Origin of the sequence: Lysobacter sp. yr284, from assembly GCF_900107375.1 — a bacterium.
In the GTDB taxonomy this organism is placed as follows: Bacteria; Pseudomonadota; Gammaproteobacteria; order Xanthomonadales; family Xanthomonadaceae; genus Lysobacter.
Genome location: NZ_FNPT01000009.1, coordinates 76,129 through 91,786 on the forward strand (window position 1 = coordinate 76,129; position 15,658 = coordinate 91,786).

At 67.8% G+C, this 15,658-nt stretch carries 12 protein-coding genes and 1 tRNA gene; all 13 read left to right on the plus strand.

Translation table 11 applies throughout. The annotated features are described in order from the left end of the window. The first annotated feature begins 4 nt into the window (after positions 1-4). The 13 genes from nuoH to truB all read left to right on the plus strand — a co-directional run bounded on the left by nuoH (position 5) and on the right by truB (position 15,427). Positions 5-1,063: an NADH-quinone oxidoreductase subunit NuoH gene (gene nuoH / locus BLV01_RS14905; RefSeq protein WP_057950073.1), complete on the plus strand. Its 1,059-nt coding sequence runs from the start codon at positions 5-7 to the stop codon at positions 1,061-1,063. Positions 1,064-1,076: 13 nt separating this feature from the next. Continuing rightward, positions 1,077-1,565 carry an NADH-quinone oxidoreductase subunit NuoI gene (nuoI, locus tag BLV01_RS14910; RefSeq protein WP_057947332.1) on the plus strand — a complete coding sequence of 163 codons (489 nt, stop codon included), beginning with the start codon at positions 1,077-1,079 and terminating at the stop codon, positions 1,563-1,565. Positions 1,566-1,574: 9 nt separating this feature from the next. Beyond that, positions 1,575-2,216: an NADH-quinone oxidoreductase subunit J gene (locus tag BLV01_RS14915; protein ID WP_091801129.1), complete on the plus strand. Its 642-nt coding sequence runs from the start codon at positions 1,575-1,577 to the stop codon at positions 2,214-2,216. After that, positions 2,213-2,539, plus strand: coding sequence for an NADH-quinone oxidoreductase subunit NuoK (nuoK, locus tag BLV01_RS14920; protein ID WP_091801131.1), 327 nt, complete (start codon positions 2,213-2,215; stop codon positions 2,537-2,539). The genes BLV01_RS14915 and nuoK overlap by 4 nt, the downstream gene beginning before the upstream one ends. Before the next feature lie 6 nt (positions 2,540-2,545). Further along, positions 2,546-4,681 carry an NADH-quinone oxidoreductase subunit L gene (nuoL, locus tag BLV01_RS14925; RefSeq protein ID WP_091801133.1) on the plus strand — a complete coding sequence of 712 codons (2,136 nt, stop codon included), beginning with the start codon at positions 2,546-2,548 and terminating at the stop codon, positions 4,679-4,681. 18 nt (positions 4,682-4,699) lie between these two features. Beyond that, on the plus strand, positions 4,700-6,217 hold the full coding sequence (locus BLV01_RS14930) for an NADH-quinone oxidoreductase subunit M (protein WP_091801135.1): 1,518 nt from the start codon (positions 4,700-4,702) through the stop codon (positions 6,215-6,217). A gap of 150 nt (positions 6,218-6,367) precedes the next feature. Beyond that, the gene (gene nuoN / locus BLV01_RS14935; protein ID WP_091801139.1) at positions 6,368-7,813 is read left to right on the plus strand and encodes an NADH-quinone oxidoreductase subunit NuoN; all 1,446 of its coding nucleotides are present in this window, start codon (positions 6,368-6,370) and stop codon (positions 7,811-7,813) included. Positions 7,814-8,268: 455 nt separating this feature from the next. After that, positions 8,269-8,345, plus strand: a tRNA-Met gene (locus tag BLV01_RS14940). Positions 8,346-8,621: 276 nt separating this feature from the next. Then, positions 8,622-9,209, plus strand: coding sequence for a ribosome maturation factor RimP (gene rimP / locus BLV01_RS14945; protein WP_091801325.1), 588 nt, complete (start codon positions 8,622-8,624; stop codon positions 9,207-9,209). A gap of 63 nt (positions 9,210-9,272) precedes the next feature. Beyond that, positions 9,273-10,760, plus strand: coding sequence for a transcription termination factor NusA (nusA, locus tag BLV01_RS14950; protein WP_091801142.1), 1,488 nt, complete (start codon positions 9,273-9,275; stop codon positions 10,758-10,760). A gap of 212 nt (positions 10,761-10,972) precedes the next feature. Beyond that, the gene (gene infB, locus BLV01_RS14955; RefSeq protein ID WP_091801145.1) at positions 10,973-13,654 is read left to right on the plus strand and encodes a translation initiation factor IF-2; all 2,682 of its coding nucleotides are present in this window, start codon (positions 10,973-10,975) and stop codon (positions 13,652-13,654) included. A gap of 175 nt (positions 13,655-13,829) precedes the next feature. Beyond that, on the plus strand, positions 13,830-14,240 hold the full coding sequence (rbfA, locus tag BLV01_RS14960; protein WP_091801148.1) for a 30S ribosome-binding factor RbfA: 411 nt from the start codon (positions 13,830-13,832) through the stop codon (positions 14,238-14,240). Between the two features lie 248 nt (positions 14,241-14,488). Then, on the plus strand, positions 14,489-15,427 hold the full coding sequence (gene truB, locus BLV01_RS14965; RefSeq protein WP_091801328.1) for a tRNA pseudouridine(55) synthase TruB: 939 nt from the start codon (positions 14,489-14,491) through the stop codon (positions 15,425-15,427). Positions 15,428-15,658 lie beyond the last annotated feature (231 nt).

The window sequence follows — 15,658 nt, forward strand, 5'->3', positions numbered from 1 at the left end:
GTTCATGACCCAGCTGGTCGACCCGCTGCACAACTGGTTCCTGTCGCTGGGCATGGTCGGCGCGGTGCTGTGGATCGTGCTGAAGATCCTGCTGATCGCCATGCCGGTGATCATCACCGTGGCCTTCTACGTGGTATGGGAACGCAAGCTGATCGGCTGGATGCACGTGCGCCACGGGCCGATGTACGTCGGCATGGGCATCCTGCAGGCCTTCGCCGACGTGTTCAAACTGCTGTTCAAGGAAGTGATCCAGCCGGCCAAGGCCGAGTCCTTCCTGTACAAGCTGGCGCCGCTGCTGACCCTGGCCCCGGCCTTCGCGGCGTGGGCGGTGGTGCCGTTCGACGCCAAGCTGGTGCTGTCCAACGCCAACGCCGGCCTGCTGTACCTGCTGGCGATGACCTCGCTGGGCGTGTACGGCATCATCCTCGCCGGTTGGGCGTCGAACTCGAAATACGCCTTCCTCGGCGCGATGCGCGCCGCCGCGCAGGTGGTGTCGTACGAGATCGCGATGGGCTTCGCCATGGTCGGCGTGATGGTCGGCGCCGGCAGCCTCAACCTCACCGACATCGTCATGGCCCAGTCGGGCAACGCCGGCGCGCTGGAGTGGTTCGCGCTGCCGATGCTGCCGCTGTTCGTCGTCTACTTCATCTCCGGCGTGGCCGAGACCAACCGCGCGCCGTTCGACGTGGTCGAGGGCGAGTCGGAAATCGTCGCCGGCCACATGGTCGAGTATTCGGGTTCGGCGTTCGCGCTGTTCTTCCTGGCCGAATACGCGAACATGATCCTGATCAGCTTCCTGACCTCGATCTTCTTCGTCGGCGGCTGGCTGAGCCCGTTCCAGGGCCTGGGCATTCCGTTCCTGTCGGTCGACGGCTGGTGGTGGTTGCTCGCGAAGGTGTTCTTCTTCGCCAGCTGCTTCATCTGGTTCCGCGCCTCCTTCCCGCGCTATCGCTACGACCAGATCATGCGTCTGGGCTGGAAGGTATTCATCCCCTTGACCATCGCCTGGATCGTCGTGGTCGCGTTGATGTCGTACTACGGCATCTTCCTGCCGGGACAGTGAGGCGGAGCAACTCATGAATCGCATCGTTTCCTATTTCAAGAGCCTGCTCCTGATCGAGCTCGCGCAGGGCCTCGGGCTGACGCTCAAGTACCTGTTCAAGCCCAAGTACACGCTGATGTACCCGATGGAGAAGACCCCGCAATCGCCGCGCTTCCGCGGCGTGCACGCGCTGCGCCGCTATCCCAACGGCGAAGAGCGCTGCATCGCCTGCAAGCTGTGCGAGGCGGTGTGCCCGGCGCTTGCGATCACCATCGATTCGGAGAAGCGCGCGGACGGCACCCGCCGCACGACCCGCTACGACATCGACCTGTTCAAGTGCATCTTCTGCGGATTCTGCGAGGAATCCTGCCCGGTCGACTCGATCGTGGAGACCCACATCCACGAGTACCACTTCGACCAGCGCGGACAGAACATCGTCACCAAGCCGCAGCTGTTGGCGATCGGCGACCGTCTCGAGACCGAGATCGCCGAGCGCCGCGCCGCCGACGCCGCCTTCCGCTGAGTACACGACATGGATCTCGCCCAGATCGCCTTCTTCGTCTTCGCCGCCATGGCCACGCTTTCGGCCGTGGCCGTGATCAGCGTCAAGAACCCGGTCCATGCCGCGCTCAGCCTGGTGCTGACCTTCTTCTCGGTCGCCTGCGTGTGGATCATCGCCGGCGCCGAATTCCTCGGCGTGGCCCTGATCCTGGTCTACGTCGGCGCGGTGATGGTGCTGTTCCTGTTCGTGGTGATGATGCTCGACATCGACGTCGCCCCGCTGCGCGAGGGCTACGTGCGCTACCTGCCGGTCGGCCTGTTGGTCGCGGTGGTGATGCTGGTGGAGATGCTGACCCTGATCGGGGTCAAGGCCAGCCTCGCCGCGCCGTTGACCGCGGACGCCGCGGGCGGCTCCAACACCAAGTGGCTGGCCACCGCGCTGTTCACCGACTTCCTGCTGCCGTTCGAGATCGCCGCGGTGATCCTGACGGTGGCGGTGATCGCCGCGGTCATGCTGACCCTGCGCCGCCGCCCGGGCGCCAAGCACCAGAACCCGAGCGAGCAGGCGCGCGTGCGCGCCGCCGATCGCATCCGCATGATCAAGATGGACGCCGTCAAGCCCGCCGCCGACCCGGCGCCGGCCGCGGACGCGGCGCAGGAGCCCAAGCCGTGAGCGAATTCTTCGGGGCGGGCCTCGCCCTCGGCCACTTCCTCGCCCTGGGCGCGGTGCTGTTCTGCATCAGCGTGGCCGGCATCTTCCTCAACCGCAAGAACGTGATCGTGCTGCTGATGTCGATCGAGCTGATGCTGCTCGCGGTCAACATCAACTTCGTCGCGTTCTCGCGCCAGCTGGCCGATCCGGCCGGTCAGGTGTTCGTGTTCTTCATCCTGACCGTGGCCGCGGCCGAGGCCGCCATCGGCCTGGCCATCCTGGTCACGCTGTTCCGCAACCGGCGCACGATCAACGTCGCCGAAATCGACTCGATGAAGGGCTGATCCGGCATGGAACCCGCAATCTCCAAGTCCATCCTGCTCGCCATCGTGCTCGCGCCGCTGCTCGGCGCGATCCTGGCCGGCCTGTTCGGGCGCAAGATCGGCCGCGCCGGCTCGCACACCGTCACCATCCTCGGCGTCGCGGCGAGCTGCGCGATGTCGGTGTACGTGCTGTGGCAGCTGGTCGGCCACGGCGCCGCACCGTTCAACGAGAACGTCTACACCTGGTTCCAGATCGGCGGTTATGAGGCCCACGTCGGCTTCATGATCGACAAGCTGACCGCGATGATGATGGTGGTCGTCACCTTCGTCTCGCTGCTGGTGCACATCTACACCATCGGCTACATGGCCGAGGACGACGGCTACCAGCGCTTCTTCAGCTACATCTCGCTGTTCACCTTCTCGATGCTCATGCTGGTCATGAGCAACAACTTCCTGCAGCTGTTCTTCGGCTGGGAAGCGGTGGGCCTGGTGTCGTACCTGCTGATCGGCTTCTGGTTCAAGAAGCCGACCGCGGTGTTCGCCAACCTCAAGGCCTTCCTGGTCAACCGCGTCGGCGACTTCGGCTTCCTGCTCGGCATCGGCGCGGTGCTGGGCGCGACCGGTTCGCTCGACTACGGCACCGTGTTCGCCCACGCCCCGACCCTGGCCGAGCGCACCATCACCGTCTGGGGCGGCGCCGATCCGATCGTGTGGTCGCTGCCGACGGTGATCTGCATCTGCCTGTTCATCGGCGCGATGGGCAAGTCGGCGCAGGTGCCGCTGCACGTGTGGCTGCCCGACTCGATGGAAGGCCCGACCCCGATCTCGGCGCTGATCCACGCCGCGACGATGGTGACCGCCGGCATCTTCATGGTCGCGCGCATGTCGCCGCTGTTCGAGCTGTCGCAGACCGCGCTGAACTTCGTGCTGTTCATCGGCGCCACCACCGCGTTCTGGACCGGCCTGATCGGCATCGTGCAGAACGACATCAAGCGCGTGGTCGCGTACTCGACCCTGTCGCAGCTGGGCTACATGACCGTCGCGCTGGGCGTGTCGGCGTACTCGGCGGCGGTGTACCACCTGATGACCCACGCCTTCTTCAAGGCGCTGCTGTTCCTGGCGGCCGGCTCGGTCATCATCGGCATGCACCACGAGCAGGACATGCGCAAGATGGGCGGCCTGCGCAAGTACATGCCGATCACCTACTGGACCAGCCTGCTCGGCACCCTGGCCCTGGTCGGCACCCCGTTCTTCGCCGGCTTCTACTCGAAGGACACCATCATCGAGGCGGCCGCGCACGTGGCCCACGGCGAGCACGCGACCTGGGTCGCGCAGTACGCCTACTGGGCGGTGCTGCTGGGCGCGTTCGTGACCTCGTTCTACAGCTTCCGCCTGCTGTACATGACCTTCCACGGCAAGGAGCGCTTCCGCGACGCGCACGCCGAGCACGGCCATGGCCACGACGATCATGCGGCGCACGCCCACGACGATCACGGCGGCAAGCACGACGACCACGATCACGCCCACGACGACCATGGCCACCATGGCGCGCACGAGCCGCACGAATCGCCGTGGGTGGTGACCCTGCCGCTGATCCTGCTGGCGATCCCGTCGGTGCTGATCGGCTTCTTCACCGCCGGCCCGATGCTGTTCGGCACCGACTGGTCCGGCCACGTCAAGCAGCTGCCGTACTTCCTCGGCGCGATCGACCTGCTGCCCGAGCGCGACACCGTCGCCGAGATGGCCAAGGAGGCCTGGCACGGCCCGGTCGCCTTCGCCCTGCACGGCTTCATGGCCCCCGCGTTCTGGCTGGCCTTCGGCGGCTTCGCCCTGGCCACGGTCATGTACCTGTGGAAGCCGGAACTGCCGGCCAAGGCGGCCAAGCTGTTCGCGCTGCCGATCCGGATCCTGGAAAACAAGTACGGCATGGACAACCTGTGGATCGACGGCTTCGCCGGCGGCGGCATCAAGCTCGGCAAGGCCTCGCGCGTCGTGGACACCAAGCTGATCGACGGCGCGGTGGTCAACGGCAGCGCCGGCGTGGTCGGCTTCATCGCCAACCTGGCCCGTCACGTCCAATCCGGCTACCTCTACCACTACGCCTTCGCGATGATTGTCGGCCTGATCGTTCTGCTCGCCGTCGTCATCAAGTTCTGGCACTAATCGACAAGGACACCGAACGTGATCCCCGTGCCCTTGCTTAGCCTCCTGATCTGGCTGCCCATCTTCGGCGGCTTCGCCACCCTGGCTTTCGGCAACCAACGCGCCAACGCGGCGCGCTGGTTCGCCCTGGTCGTGGCCATCGTCACGCTCGGCCTGAGCCTGCTGATGTTCACCCACGGCGACTTCACCAGCGCGAGCATGCAGCTGGTCGAACACAAAGCCTGGATCCCGACCTTCGACATCCGCTACCACCTCGGCGTGGACGGCATCTCGGCGGCGCTGATCGCGCTGACGACGCTGACCTCGATGCTGGTGCTGATCAGCGCCTGGACCTCGATCGACAAGCGCGTCAACCAGTACTACGCCGCGTTCCTGATCCTCGAAGGCCTGATGGTCGGCGTGTTCTCCGCCCTCGACGCGATGCTGTTCTACGTGTTCTTCGAGGGCATGCTGATCCCGATGTTCATCATCATCGGCGTGTGGGGCGGCCCGCGCCGCGTCTACGCCTCGGTGAAGTTCTTCCTGTACACCTTCCTCGGCTCGGTGTTCATGCTGGTCGGGCTGATCTACCTGTACCTGAAGGGCGGCAGCTGGCAGATCGCCGACATGTACGGCCTGCAGCTCAGCGCGACCGAGCAGATGTGGATCTTCTTCGGCTTTCTGATCGCCTTCGCGGTCAAGGTGCCGATGTTCCCGGTCCACACCTGGTTGCCGGACGCGCACGTCGAGGCGCCGACCGCCGGTTCGGTGATCCTGGCCGCGATCATGCTGAAGATCGGCGGTTACGGCTTCCTGCGCTTCGTCCTGCCGATCGTGCCCGACGCCGGCCACGAGTGGGCCTGGCTGGTGATCGCCCTGAGCCTGATCGCGGTGGTCTACGTCGGCCTGGTCGCGCTGGTCCAGGAGGACATGAAGAAACTGATCGCGTACTCGTCGGTCTCGCACATGGGCTTCGTCACCCTGGGCACCTTCATCGCCTTCGGCCTGGTCCACAGCGGCGACGCCCACGGCGCCGACGCCGCGCGCCTGGGCCTGCAGGGCGCGATGGTGCAGATGATCAGCCACGGTTTCGTGTCCGGCGCGATGTTCACCTGCGTCGGCGTGCTCTACGACCGCATGCACAGCCGCATGATCAAGGACTACGGCGGCGTCGCCAACGTGATGCCTTGGTTCGCCGCGTTCGTGGTGCTGTTCGCGATGGCCAACTCGGGCCTGCCGGGCACCTCGGGCTTCGTCGGCGAGTTCATGGTGATCCTGGCCTCGTTCCAGAAGCATCCGCTGATCGGTTTCGCCGCGGCCAGCACCCTGATCATCGGCGCGGGCTACACCCTGTGGCTGGTCAAGCGGGTGATCTGGGGCGAGGTCGGCAACGCCCACGTCGCCGAGATGGAAGACATCAACCCGCGCGAAGCGCTGGTGCTGGGCGTGTTCGCGGTCGGCGTGCTGGTCCTGGGCGTGTGGCCCAAGCCGCTGACCGACCTGATGGAGCCGGCGATCGCCAATCTGGCCACCCAGATCGTCGCCAGCAAGCTGTAAGCGCGCGGGCTTGCCCGCGCAGAAGTGAGTAGAAGCGAGAAGTGAGGGGCCAGGGAACAGCGCGGAAGCCCGCCACTCACGTCTCGCTCCTCTGCGCTCGTTTCTAAGACAAGGCTCGCAACCGGGCCGGATCCGCCAAGAGATTCACTAATGAACATGCCCGTACGGACCTTCGCCGATGTGATGCCCCTGCTGCCCGAACTGGTGGTCGTCGTCGGCGCGTTCGCGCTGCTGATGCTCGACCTGTTCGTGGAGGAGCGAAACCGCATCGTCTCCCACGTCTTCTCGATCCTGGTGGTCGCGGCGGCGACGGCGCTGATCGCCTTCGACGTGGGCGGGCACGGCAGCGTGCTCAGCGGCATGTTCGTACGCGACACCGCCGCCGACGTGCTCAAGCTCGGCATCGGCGTGGTCGGCATCCTGTCGCTGATCTACGCCTGGCCCTACCTGCGCGCGCGCGGCCTGTACAAGGGCGAGGTCGGCGTGCTGATGCTGTTCGCCATCGCCGGCATGATGTTCCTGGTCTCCGCCGGCAGCCTGACCATGGTCTATGTCGGCCTGGAGATGCTGGCGCTGTGTTCGTACGCGCTGGTCGCGGTCGACCGCGACAGCCCGCTGGCTTCGGAAGCGGCGATCAAGTACTTCGTGCTCGGCGCGCTGGCCTCGGGCCTGCTGCTGTACGGCCTGTCGCTGATCTACGGCGCCACCGGCAGCCTGATGCTCGACCAGATCGCGGTGGCCGCCTCGGTCGGTCCCAAGTCGATGATGCTGATCACCGGCGTGGTGTTCGTGGTCGCCGGCATCGCCTTCAAGTTCGGCGCCGCGCCGTTCCACATGTGGCTGCCGGACGTCTACCAGGGCGCGCCGACCCCGATCACGCTGTTCATCGGCGCCGCGCCGAAGCTGGCCGCGTTCGGCATGACCTACCGCCTGCTCGAAGTCGGCGCGCACGGGCTGGACCACCACTGGCGCCTGCTGCTGGCCGGCCTGGCGGTGCTGTCGCTGGCGATCGGCAACCTCAGCGCGCTGCTGCAGACCAACCTCAAGCGCCTGCTCGCGTACTCGACGGTGTCGCACGTCGGCTTCCTGTTCATCGGCATGGCCGGCGGCGGCGCGCAGGGCTTCGCCGCGGCGATGTTCTATGCGATCAGCTACGCGATCATGACCTCGGCCGCGTTCGCCGCGATCATCGTCATGTCCAGCCGCGGCTTCGAGGCCGACCGGATCGACGACTACAAGGGCCTCAACGCGCGCAACCCGTGGCTGGCCGGCATGATCCTGTGCGTGATGGCCTCGCTGGCCGGCCTGCCGCCGTTCCTGGGCTTCTGGGCCAAGCTGGCGGTGCTCAAGGCCGCGCTGCAGGGCGACATGCTGTGGCTGGCCATCGTCGGCATCGTGTTCGCGGTGATCGGCGCGTTCTACTACCTGCGCGTGATCAAGGCGATGTACTTCGACGAACCCGAAGGCAAGCTGCCGCCGCCGAGCGAAGATCGTCCGCTGCGGGTGGTGTTCGGGGTCAACGCGCTGGCGCTGCTGGCGCTGGGCATCGCCTGGAACCCGATCATGGAGTGGTGCCAGCGCGCGTTCGCGGCCTGAGCCGGCGCGACACCCGCTGCGAGGAAGGGCCGCCACGTGTGGCCCTTTTCTTTTGCGGGGCCTTGCCTGCGATGGAGGCGCCCGTGGGAGGGCCTCCAGGCCCGACGCCTTGCGCTCGGAGCGCCGCGCTCGGGGGCAAGCGCATCGGGCCCGTAGGCCTTCCCGCGGCCGCCGGGCGTTCGGCTGAACCGGCATTCATCGAAAGCGACGGCGGGGCAGGGGGCGAGCCCGCTCCGGACCATGCTCAATCGGTCCTGAGAAAAATAATCGCCACAAAACTGTCTTGGGGGCTTGAATTATTTCGAACGCAGACTAAGATTGCCGGCCTGTGAGCGCGATACGGATTTCGCCGAACACCGGGAAACACCGGCGCGTTCGCAGGGCAAGCGGCAATCAAGAAAATCTGATTGCAGGCTTGCAGAAAGTTGAGCCGATCGTTACACTAGTCGGCCTGATGCGGGGTGGAGCAGTCTGGCAGCTCGTCGGGCTCATAACCCGAAGGTCGCAGGTTCAAATCCTGCCCCCGCTACCACTTTTGGCTGTCACGGCCGCGCTTTGAGCGGCGGCCGTTTCGATCGAAAGTCGGGCTTTGTATCAGCGCTCTGCTCGCGCCGATACGCCGAAATCCAGTTGTACGGACAAGGGGCCCGATGGGCCCTTTGTCGTTTTCGGCTTTCCGCAATTCGGCTTCCCGGCGAGTGCGGCGATGGCGTCGGAATACCGACCGCGGTCGCCGCGACGGATCGCGGAAGCAGTGCATCCCGATGATTGGTTCTCGCCGGTCGCCACCCTTCAGGAGTTCAGGCGCGTGACGGACAAGGCAACGCAAATCGCGCAACTGCTGGCGCCCACGGTGGCGTCGCTGGGCGTGGAGCTGCTCGGCATCGAATACCTGCCCGCGCCGGGCAGCGCGACGCTGCGCGTGTACATCGACGTGCCGGCCGCCGAGCTCGACGCGACCGCCGAAGGCGAGCAGCCGCGCTCGGTCAGCATCGAAGACTGCGAAGCTGTCAGCCGCGAGATCTCGGCCCAGCTCGACGTCGAGGACCCGATCAGCGGCAACTACACGCTGGAAGTGTCTTCGCCGGGCATCGACCGCCCGCTGTTCGCGCTCGACCACTACCGCCGCTTCGCCGGCGAGACCGCCAAGGTCGGGTTGAAGCTGCCGCACGAAGGCCGCCGCCGCCTGCAGGGCCGGATCGTCGGCGTCGAGGGCGAGCAGGTGGTGTTCGCGATCGACGGCGCGCGCTTCGCGGTGCCGTTCTCCAACATCGACAAGGCGCGGATCGTGCCGGACTGGGCGGCGCTGGGCTTCGCCCCGGAAAAGCCCGGCAAGGCCGCCAAGGACAAGCCCGCCAAAGACAAGTCTTCGAAGCCGGAGGCTTCGAAGAAGTAAGCATCGAACCCAATTACCAACCCGAGAGCCGGCGGCCCACGCCGATCCGTGCGGAGTGAACAGATGAGCAAGGAACTGTTGCTGGTGGTGGACGCGGTCGCCAACGAAAAGGGCGTACCGCGCGAGGTGATCTTCGAGGCCATCGAGGCCGCGCTGGCCTCGGCCGCGAAGAAGCGCTACCACGACGAGGACGTGCTGGTGCGCGTGTCCATCGACCAGAAGGACGGCAGCTACGAGACCTTCCGCCGCATGGAGGTCGTGGCCGACGACGTGGTCATGGAATCGCCGGACCGCCAGATCCGCCTGATGGACGCGGTCGACGAAGTCGAGGGCGTGGAAGTCGGCGACTACATCGAAGAGCAGATCGAGAACCCCGAGTTCGGCCGCATCGCCGCGCAGGCCGCCAAGCAGGTGATCGTGCAGCGCGTGCGCGAGGCCGAGCGCGCCCAGGTCGTGGACGCCTGGAAGGACCGCGTCGGCGAGCTGGTCACCGGCATCGTCAAGCGGGTCGAGCGCGGCAACATCTACGTCGACCTGGGCGGCAACTCCGAGGCGATCATCCCCAAGGACAAGGGCATCCCGCGCGACGTGCTGCGCGCCGGCGACCGCGTCCGCGGCTACCTGTTCGACGTGCGCACCGAGCCGCGCGGCCCGCAGCTGTTCATCAGCCGCGCCGCGCCGGAATTCATGATGGAGCTGTTCAAGCTGGAAGTGCCGGAAGTCGGCCAGGGCCTGGTCTCGATCAAGGCCTGCGCGCGCGATCCGGGCGACCGCGCCAAGATCGCGGTGCTGGCGCACGACAACCGCACCGACCCGATCGGCGCCTGCATCGGCATGCGCGGCTCGCGCGTGCAGGCGGTGTCGAACGAACTCAACGGCGAGCGCGTGGACATCGTGCTGTGGTCGGACAATCCGGCCCAGTTCGTCATCAACGCGATGGCGCCGGCGGAAGTGCAGTCGATCATCGTCGACGAAGAAAAGCACTCGATGGACCTGGCCGTGGCCGAAGAGCGCCTGGCCCAGGCGATCGGCAAGGGCGGCCAGAACGTGCGCCTGGCCAGCCGCCTGTCGGGCTGGCAGCTCAACGTCATGACCCAGGACCAGGTCACCGCCAAGTCCGAGGCCGAGCAGAACGCGGCGCGCCAGCTGTTCCAGGACAAGCTGGAAGTGGACGAGGAGATCGCCGGCATCCTGGTGTCGGAAGGCTTCAGCACGGTCGAGGAAATCGCCTACGTGCCGGTCGGCGAGCTGCTGGCGGTGGAGGGCTTCGACGAGGACATCGTCGAGGAACTGCGCGCCCGCGCCCGCGACGCCCTGCTCAACGAGGCGCTGGCCGCCGAGGAAGAGCTCGACGAGCACCAGCCCGCGGCCGACCTGCTGGAGCTGGACGGGATGGACGAGGCGCTGGCGTTCACGCTGGCTTCGCGCGGCGTGGTCAGCCGCGACGACCTGGCCGATCTGGCCACCGACGAGTTGACCGATATCGAAGGCGTGGACGAGGAACGTGCCGCCGCCCTGATCATGGAAGCGCGCAAGCACTGGTTCGAATGAGGTGAGGAAAGCCGCAAGAGGTCCACGGGACGTCTTGCGGCAAGCCGGCCACGGGCCCGACGGGCCCGGTCGGATTCGCAGGACCGGGCGCGGGCCCGGTCCGCGAGCAGGCCGCGAAGGCCTGCGCGGGCCGGACCTTGGGCGCGCGCGGAGCTAGAATGGCGCCATCACGCGTGGGATGCGTCCCGCGCCAAGAGGACACGGAAAACCGAATGTCGCAGCAAACCACCATCCGCAAGCTGGCCGAACTGGTGAACACGCCGGTCGAGAAGTTGCTGGAACAGCTGGCCGAGGCCGGCATGAAGTTCAGCGGCCCCGATCAGGTCGTGACCAGCATCGAGAAAGTCAAGCTGCTCGGCTTCCTCAAGCGTTCCCACGGCAAGGCCGACAAGCCCGCCGAGGGCGACGAGGCGGCGAAGAAGATCACCCTCAACCGCAGCCGCAAGCAGGAAATCACCGTCGGCGGCGGCAAGAACCGCACCACGGTCGACGTGGTGGTGCGCAAGAAGGTGACCTTGGTCAAGCCGAACGAAGGCGCCGGCGGCATCGGCGAGGACGAGGAGCGCGCCGAGATCCTGCGCAAGCTGGAGGAATCCAAGCAGCGCAACCTCGCCGAGCAGCAGCGCCTGGCCGCCGACGACAAACGCCGTGCCGACGCCGTCGACGCCGCGCGCCGCGCGGTCGAGGACGCCGCGCGCGCCAAGGCCGAGGAGGCCGCCGCCGCGCTGCGCGCCAACGAGGCCGCGCCGGCCCCGGCCGCTTCGGAACCGGCCAAGGCCGCCGTCCCGGGCGCCGCCCCGGCCGCCGCCGACCCGGCGCGCAAGCCGCCGGCGACGCATGGCCACGGCCATCCCAAGCCGGCCCGGCCCGAACCCGCTCGTCCCGCCGACGACCGCAACGCCGCGGCCGCCCGCCACAAGACCCGCGGCTCGCACGCGATGGTCGCCGGCGTGGAGGACGACGATTCGGCCAACCGGTTCGCCGGCCAGCTGCACCTGTCGCCGTCCGACCGCGCCCGCCGCAGCAACAGCAACACCCGCGGCAAGGGCGGCCGGATGCAGCAGAACCGGCGCCAGAACGAGCAGTCGCGCTCCGGCGGCGGCCAGCACGGCTTCTCGCGGCCGACCGCGCCGATCGTGCGCGAAGTCGCCATCGGCGAGACCATCACCGTCGCCGATCTCGCCCAGAAGCTCGCGCTCAAAGGCGGCGACGTGGTCAAGGCGATGTTCAAGATGGGCGTCATGGCGACCATCAACCAGAGCATCGACCACGACACCGCCGCGCTGGTGACCGAAGAGCTCGGCCACGTCGTGGTCAAGGCGCTCGGCAACGACGCCGAAGACGCGCTGCTGGCGCACGCTGAGGAAGCGCAGGGCGACAAGACCTCGCGTCCGCCGGTGGTCACCATCATGGGCCACGTCGACCACGGCAAGACCTCGCTGCTGGACTACATCCGCCGCACCAAGGTCGCCTCCGGCGAAGCCGGCGGCATCACCCAGCACATCGGCGCGTACCACGTGGAAACGCCGAAGGGCGTGATCAGCTTCCTCGACACCCCGGGCCACGCCGCCTTCACCTCGATGCGCGCGCGCGGCGCCAAGCTGACCGACATCGTGGTGCTGGTCGTCGCCGCCGACGACGGCGTCATGCCGCAGACCAAGGAAGCCGTGCAGCACGCCAAGGCCGCCGGCGTCCCGCTGATCGTGGCGATCAACAAGATCGACAAGTCCGACGCCGATCCGCTGCGGGTCAAGAACGAACTGCTCGGCGAGGATGTGGTCGCCGAGGATTTCGGCGGCGACACCCAGATGGTCGAACTCTCGGCCAAGACCGGCGCGGGCGTGGACAATCTGCTCGACGCGATCTCGCTGCAGGCCGAAGTGCTCGAACTCAAGGCCGCTCCGGTCGGCCGCGCCACCGGTACGGTGATCGAATCCGCGCTCGACAAGGGCCGCGGCCCGGTCGCTACCGTGCTGGTCCAGCAGGGCCAGCTCAAGAAGGGCGACTACCTCGTGTGCGGCGTGCATTACGGCCGCGTGCGCGCGCTGTTCGACGAAACCGGCAAGCAGGTCGAACAGGCCGGCCCGTCGATTCCGGTGCAGGTGCTGGGCCTGTCGGGCGTGCCCGACGCCGGCGACGATTTCGTCGTGGTCGAGGACGAGCGCCTGGCCAAGGACGTGGCGCAGCAGCGCGACGCCAAGCGCCGCGAGTCGCGCCTGGTCGCCGCCGCCGGCAACCGCATGGAAGACATCATGGCCCAGATGGGCAAGGGCGAGGGCCAGCTGAGCCTCAACCTCGTCGTCAAGGCCGACGTGCAGGGTTCGGTGGAAGCGTTGCGCCAGGCCCTGGTCGCGCTGTCCAACGAGCAGATCCGCATCAACGTGATCAGCTCCGGCGTGGGCGGCATCACCGAATCCGACGCCAACGCCGCGGCCACCGCCAAGGCGACCGTGATCGGCTTCAACGTCCGCGCCGACGCCTCCGCGCGCCGCATCATCGAGGCCAACGGCGTCGATCTGCGCTACTTCTCGATCATCTATGACGTGATCGACCAGGTGAAGCAGGTCGCCTCGGGCATCCTCGGCATGGAGATCCGCGAGGAGATCATCGGCACCGCCCAGGTCCGCGACGTGTTCCGCAGCTCCAAGTTCGGCGCGGTCGCCGGCTGCATGGTGATCGAGGGCGTGGTCAAGCGCTCCAAGCCGATCCGCGTGCTGCGCGACAACGCGGTGGTCTTCGAAGGCGAACTCGAGTCGCTGCGCCGCTTCAAGGAGAACGTCGACGAAGTGCGCAACGGCACCGAATGCGGCATCGGCGTGAAGGCGTACAACGACGTCAAGCCGGGCGACCAGATCGAGTGCTTCGAGCGCATCGAGGTCCAGCGCACGCTGTAAGGCCGGGAGCGCGGAATCGGGCGCCGGGAACCGTTGAAGCGGTGTCCCGGCACCGGTTCGCGTTCCGGTCCGCCGATTCTCCGCAAGACCGGGAGTCGGGAGTCTTCGCGAGGCGTTCCGGCCTGCGGCCCCGCTTTCGCCGATTCTCGATTCCCCATTCTCGATTCCCGTCCCAATGCCCAGCAAATCGTTCCACCGCACCGACCGCGTTTCCGCCCAGCTCCGCCGCGAACTGGGCACGCTGGTGCGCGAAGCCGTACGCGAGCACGGCCTGCCGTCGGTCAGCGTGTCCGACGTCGAGATCTCCCGCGACCTGGCCCACGCCAAGGTCTTCGTCACCGCGCTGCAGTCCGAGCGTTCGGTCGAGGCGGTCAAGGCGCTCAAGGAGCTGTCGCGCGAACTGCGCTTCCAGCTTGGCCGGGCGATGAAGCTGCGGCACGTGCCGGAGCTGCATTTCCATTACGACGATTCGGTCGACCGCGGCGAGCGCATCGAGCACCTGCTGCGCGAGGCGCCGGTCGCCGATGCCGATGCCGAAAAAGCGGCGGAAGACGGCGAAGACCCGTCCAAGGATCCGGCAGCCTGAGGCCGGGCTCGCCGCGCGAGCCTGCGCCTGCGCGACCCGCGCACCGCCGCAACCGCCGCGGTGGTCGAATCCACCGTTCGCAATCCCCTCCCGGTTTCTTGCCTGCCGCCGGTCGGCTCCGTCCGCCGGCGCGCGCCCGCACGACGCTTCACGCGTCCGTTCCGGCGCACTATGCGAGCATCCCGCGACGTTGACCCGCGCGCCGGCATCCGGCCGCCACTCTGGGGCGAAGGTCCTGCTTGAACACGATGCGCACTAACCCGACGCGCAAACGCAGCTGGCGCAACGTCGACGGCCTGCTGCTGCTCGACAAGCCGCAGGGCCTGAGCTCGAACCAGGCCCTGCAACAGGCCCGCCACCTGTTCCGCGCCGAGAAGGGCGGCCACACCGGCAGCCTCGATCCGCTCGCCACCGGCCTGCTGCCGCTGTGCTTCGGCGAGGCGACCAAGATCGCCGGCCTGCTGCTCGGCGCGCGCAAGGCCTACATCGCCACCGCCGTGCTCGGCCTGACCACCGACAGCGACGACGCCGACGGCGCGCCGCTGCGCGAGCGGCCGGTGCCCGAATTCGACGCGGCGCAGATCGAAGCGGCGCTGGCGCCGCTGCGCGGAACCATCCTGCAGCGCGCGCCGATCTATTCCGCGCTCAAGCAGGGCGGCGAGCCGCTGTACGCCAAGGCCCGCCGCGGCGAGGCCATCGAAGCGCCCGAGCGCGAAGTCAGCGTGCACTCGCTGACCCTGACCGGCCGCGACGGCCCGCGCCTGCAACTGCACATCGAATGCGGCTCGGGCACCTACGTGCGCAGCCTGGTCCGCGACCTCGGCGAGACGCTGGGCTGCGGCGCCCACGTGGCGACGCTGCGGCGGCTGTGGGTCGAACCGTTCCTGGCCCCGGCGATGGTGACCCTGGAGCAGCTGCGCGAGCTGTCCGAACGCGGCGACGAACGCGTCCTCGACGCATTGCTGCTGCCGATCGAGGCCGGGCTGAGCGGATTCGAGCAGGTCGCCCTGGACGCCGCCTCCGCCCAGCGGCTCGGCCACGGCCAGGCGGTGGCCTGCGCCGAGGGCGAACCCGGGCTGGTCGCGATCTATGGCGAGACCGGCCGTTGCCTGGGCCTGGGCCTGCGCCAGGGCGGCGGGCGCCTGCAGCCGCAGCGGCTGTTCCGCTGGGCGGCGCAGGGCGGTTGAGCGCGGCGCGGGCCGCAGCCGCATGAACGGGCGGCGCGGCGTCGCCGCGGACGTACGCCCGGCCGCGGCCGCCGATCGTCGCGAGCGCCTCGATTCATACCGGCCAAAGGTCGCAATCGTCGCAACGGGCTGTTACAATCTCGCCGCTTTTCAAGCACTTCCAACCGGAAATCGCCTGGATTGCGATCCCCAACCATAGCAAGCGGCGGGCCAGGCGGTGCGTCGGAGCGG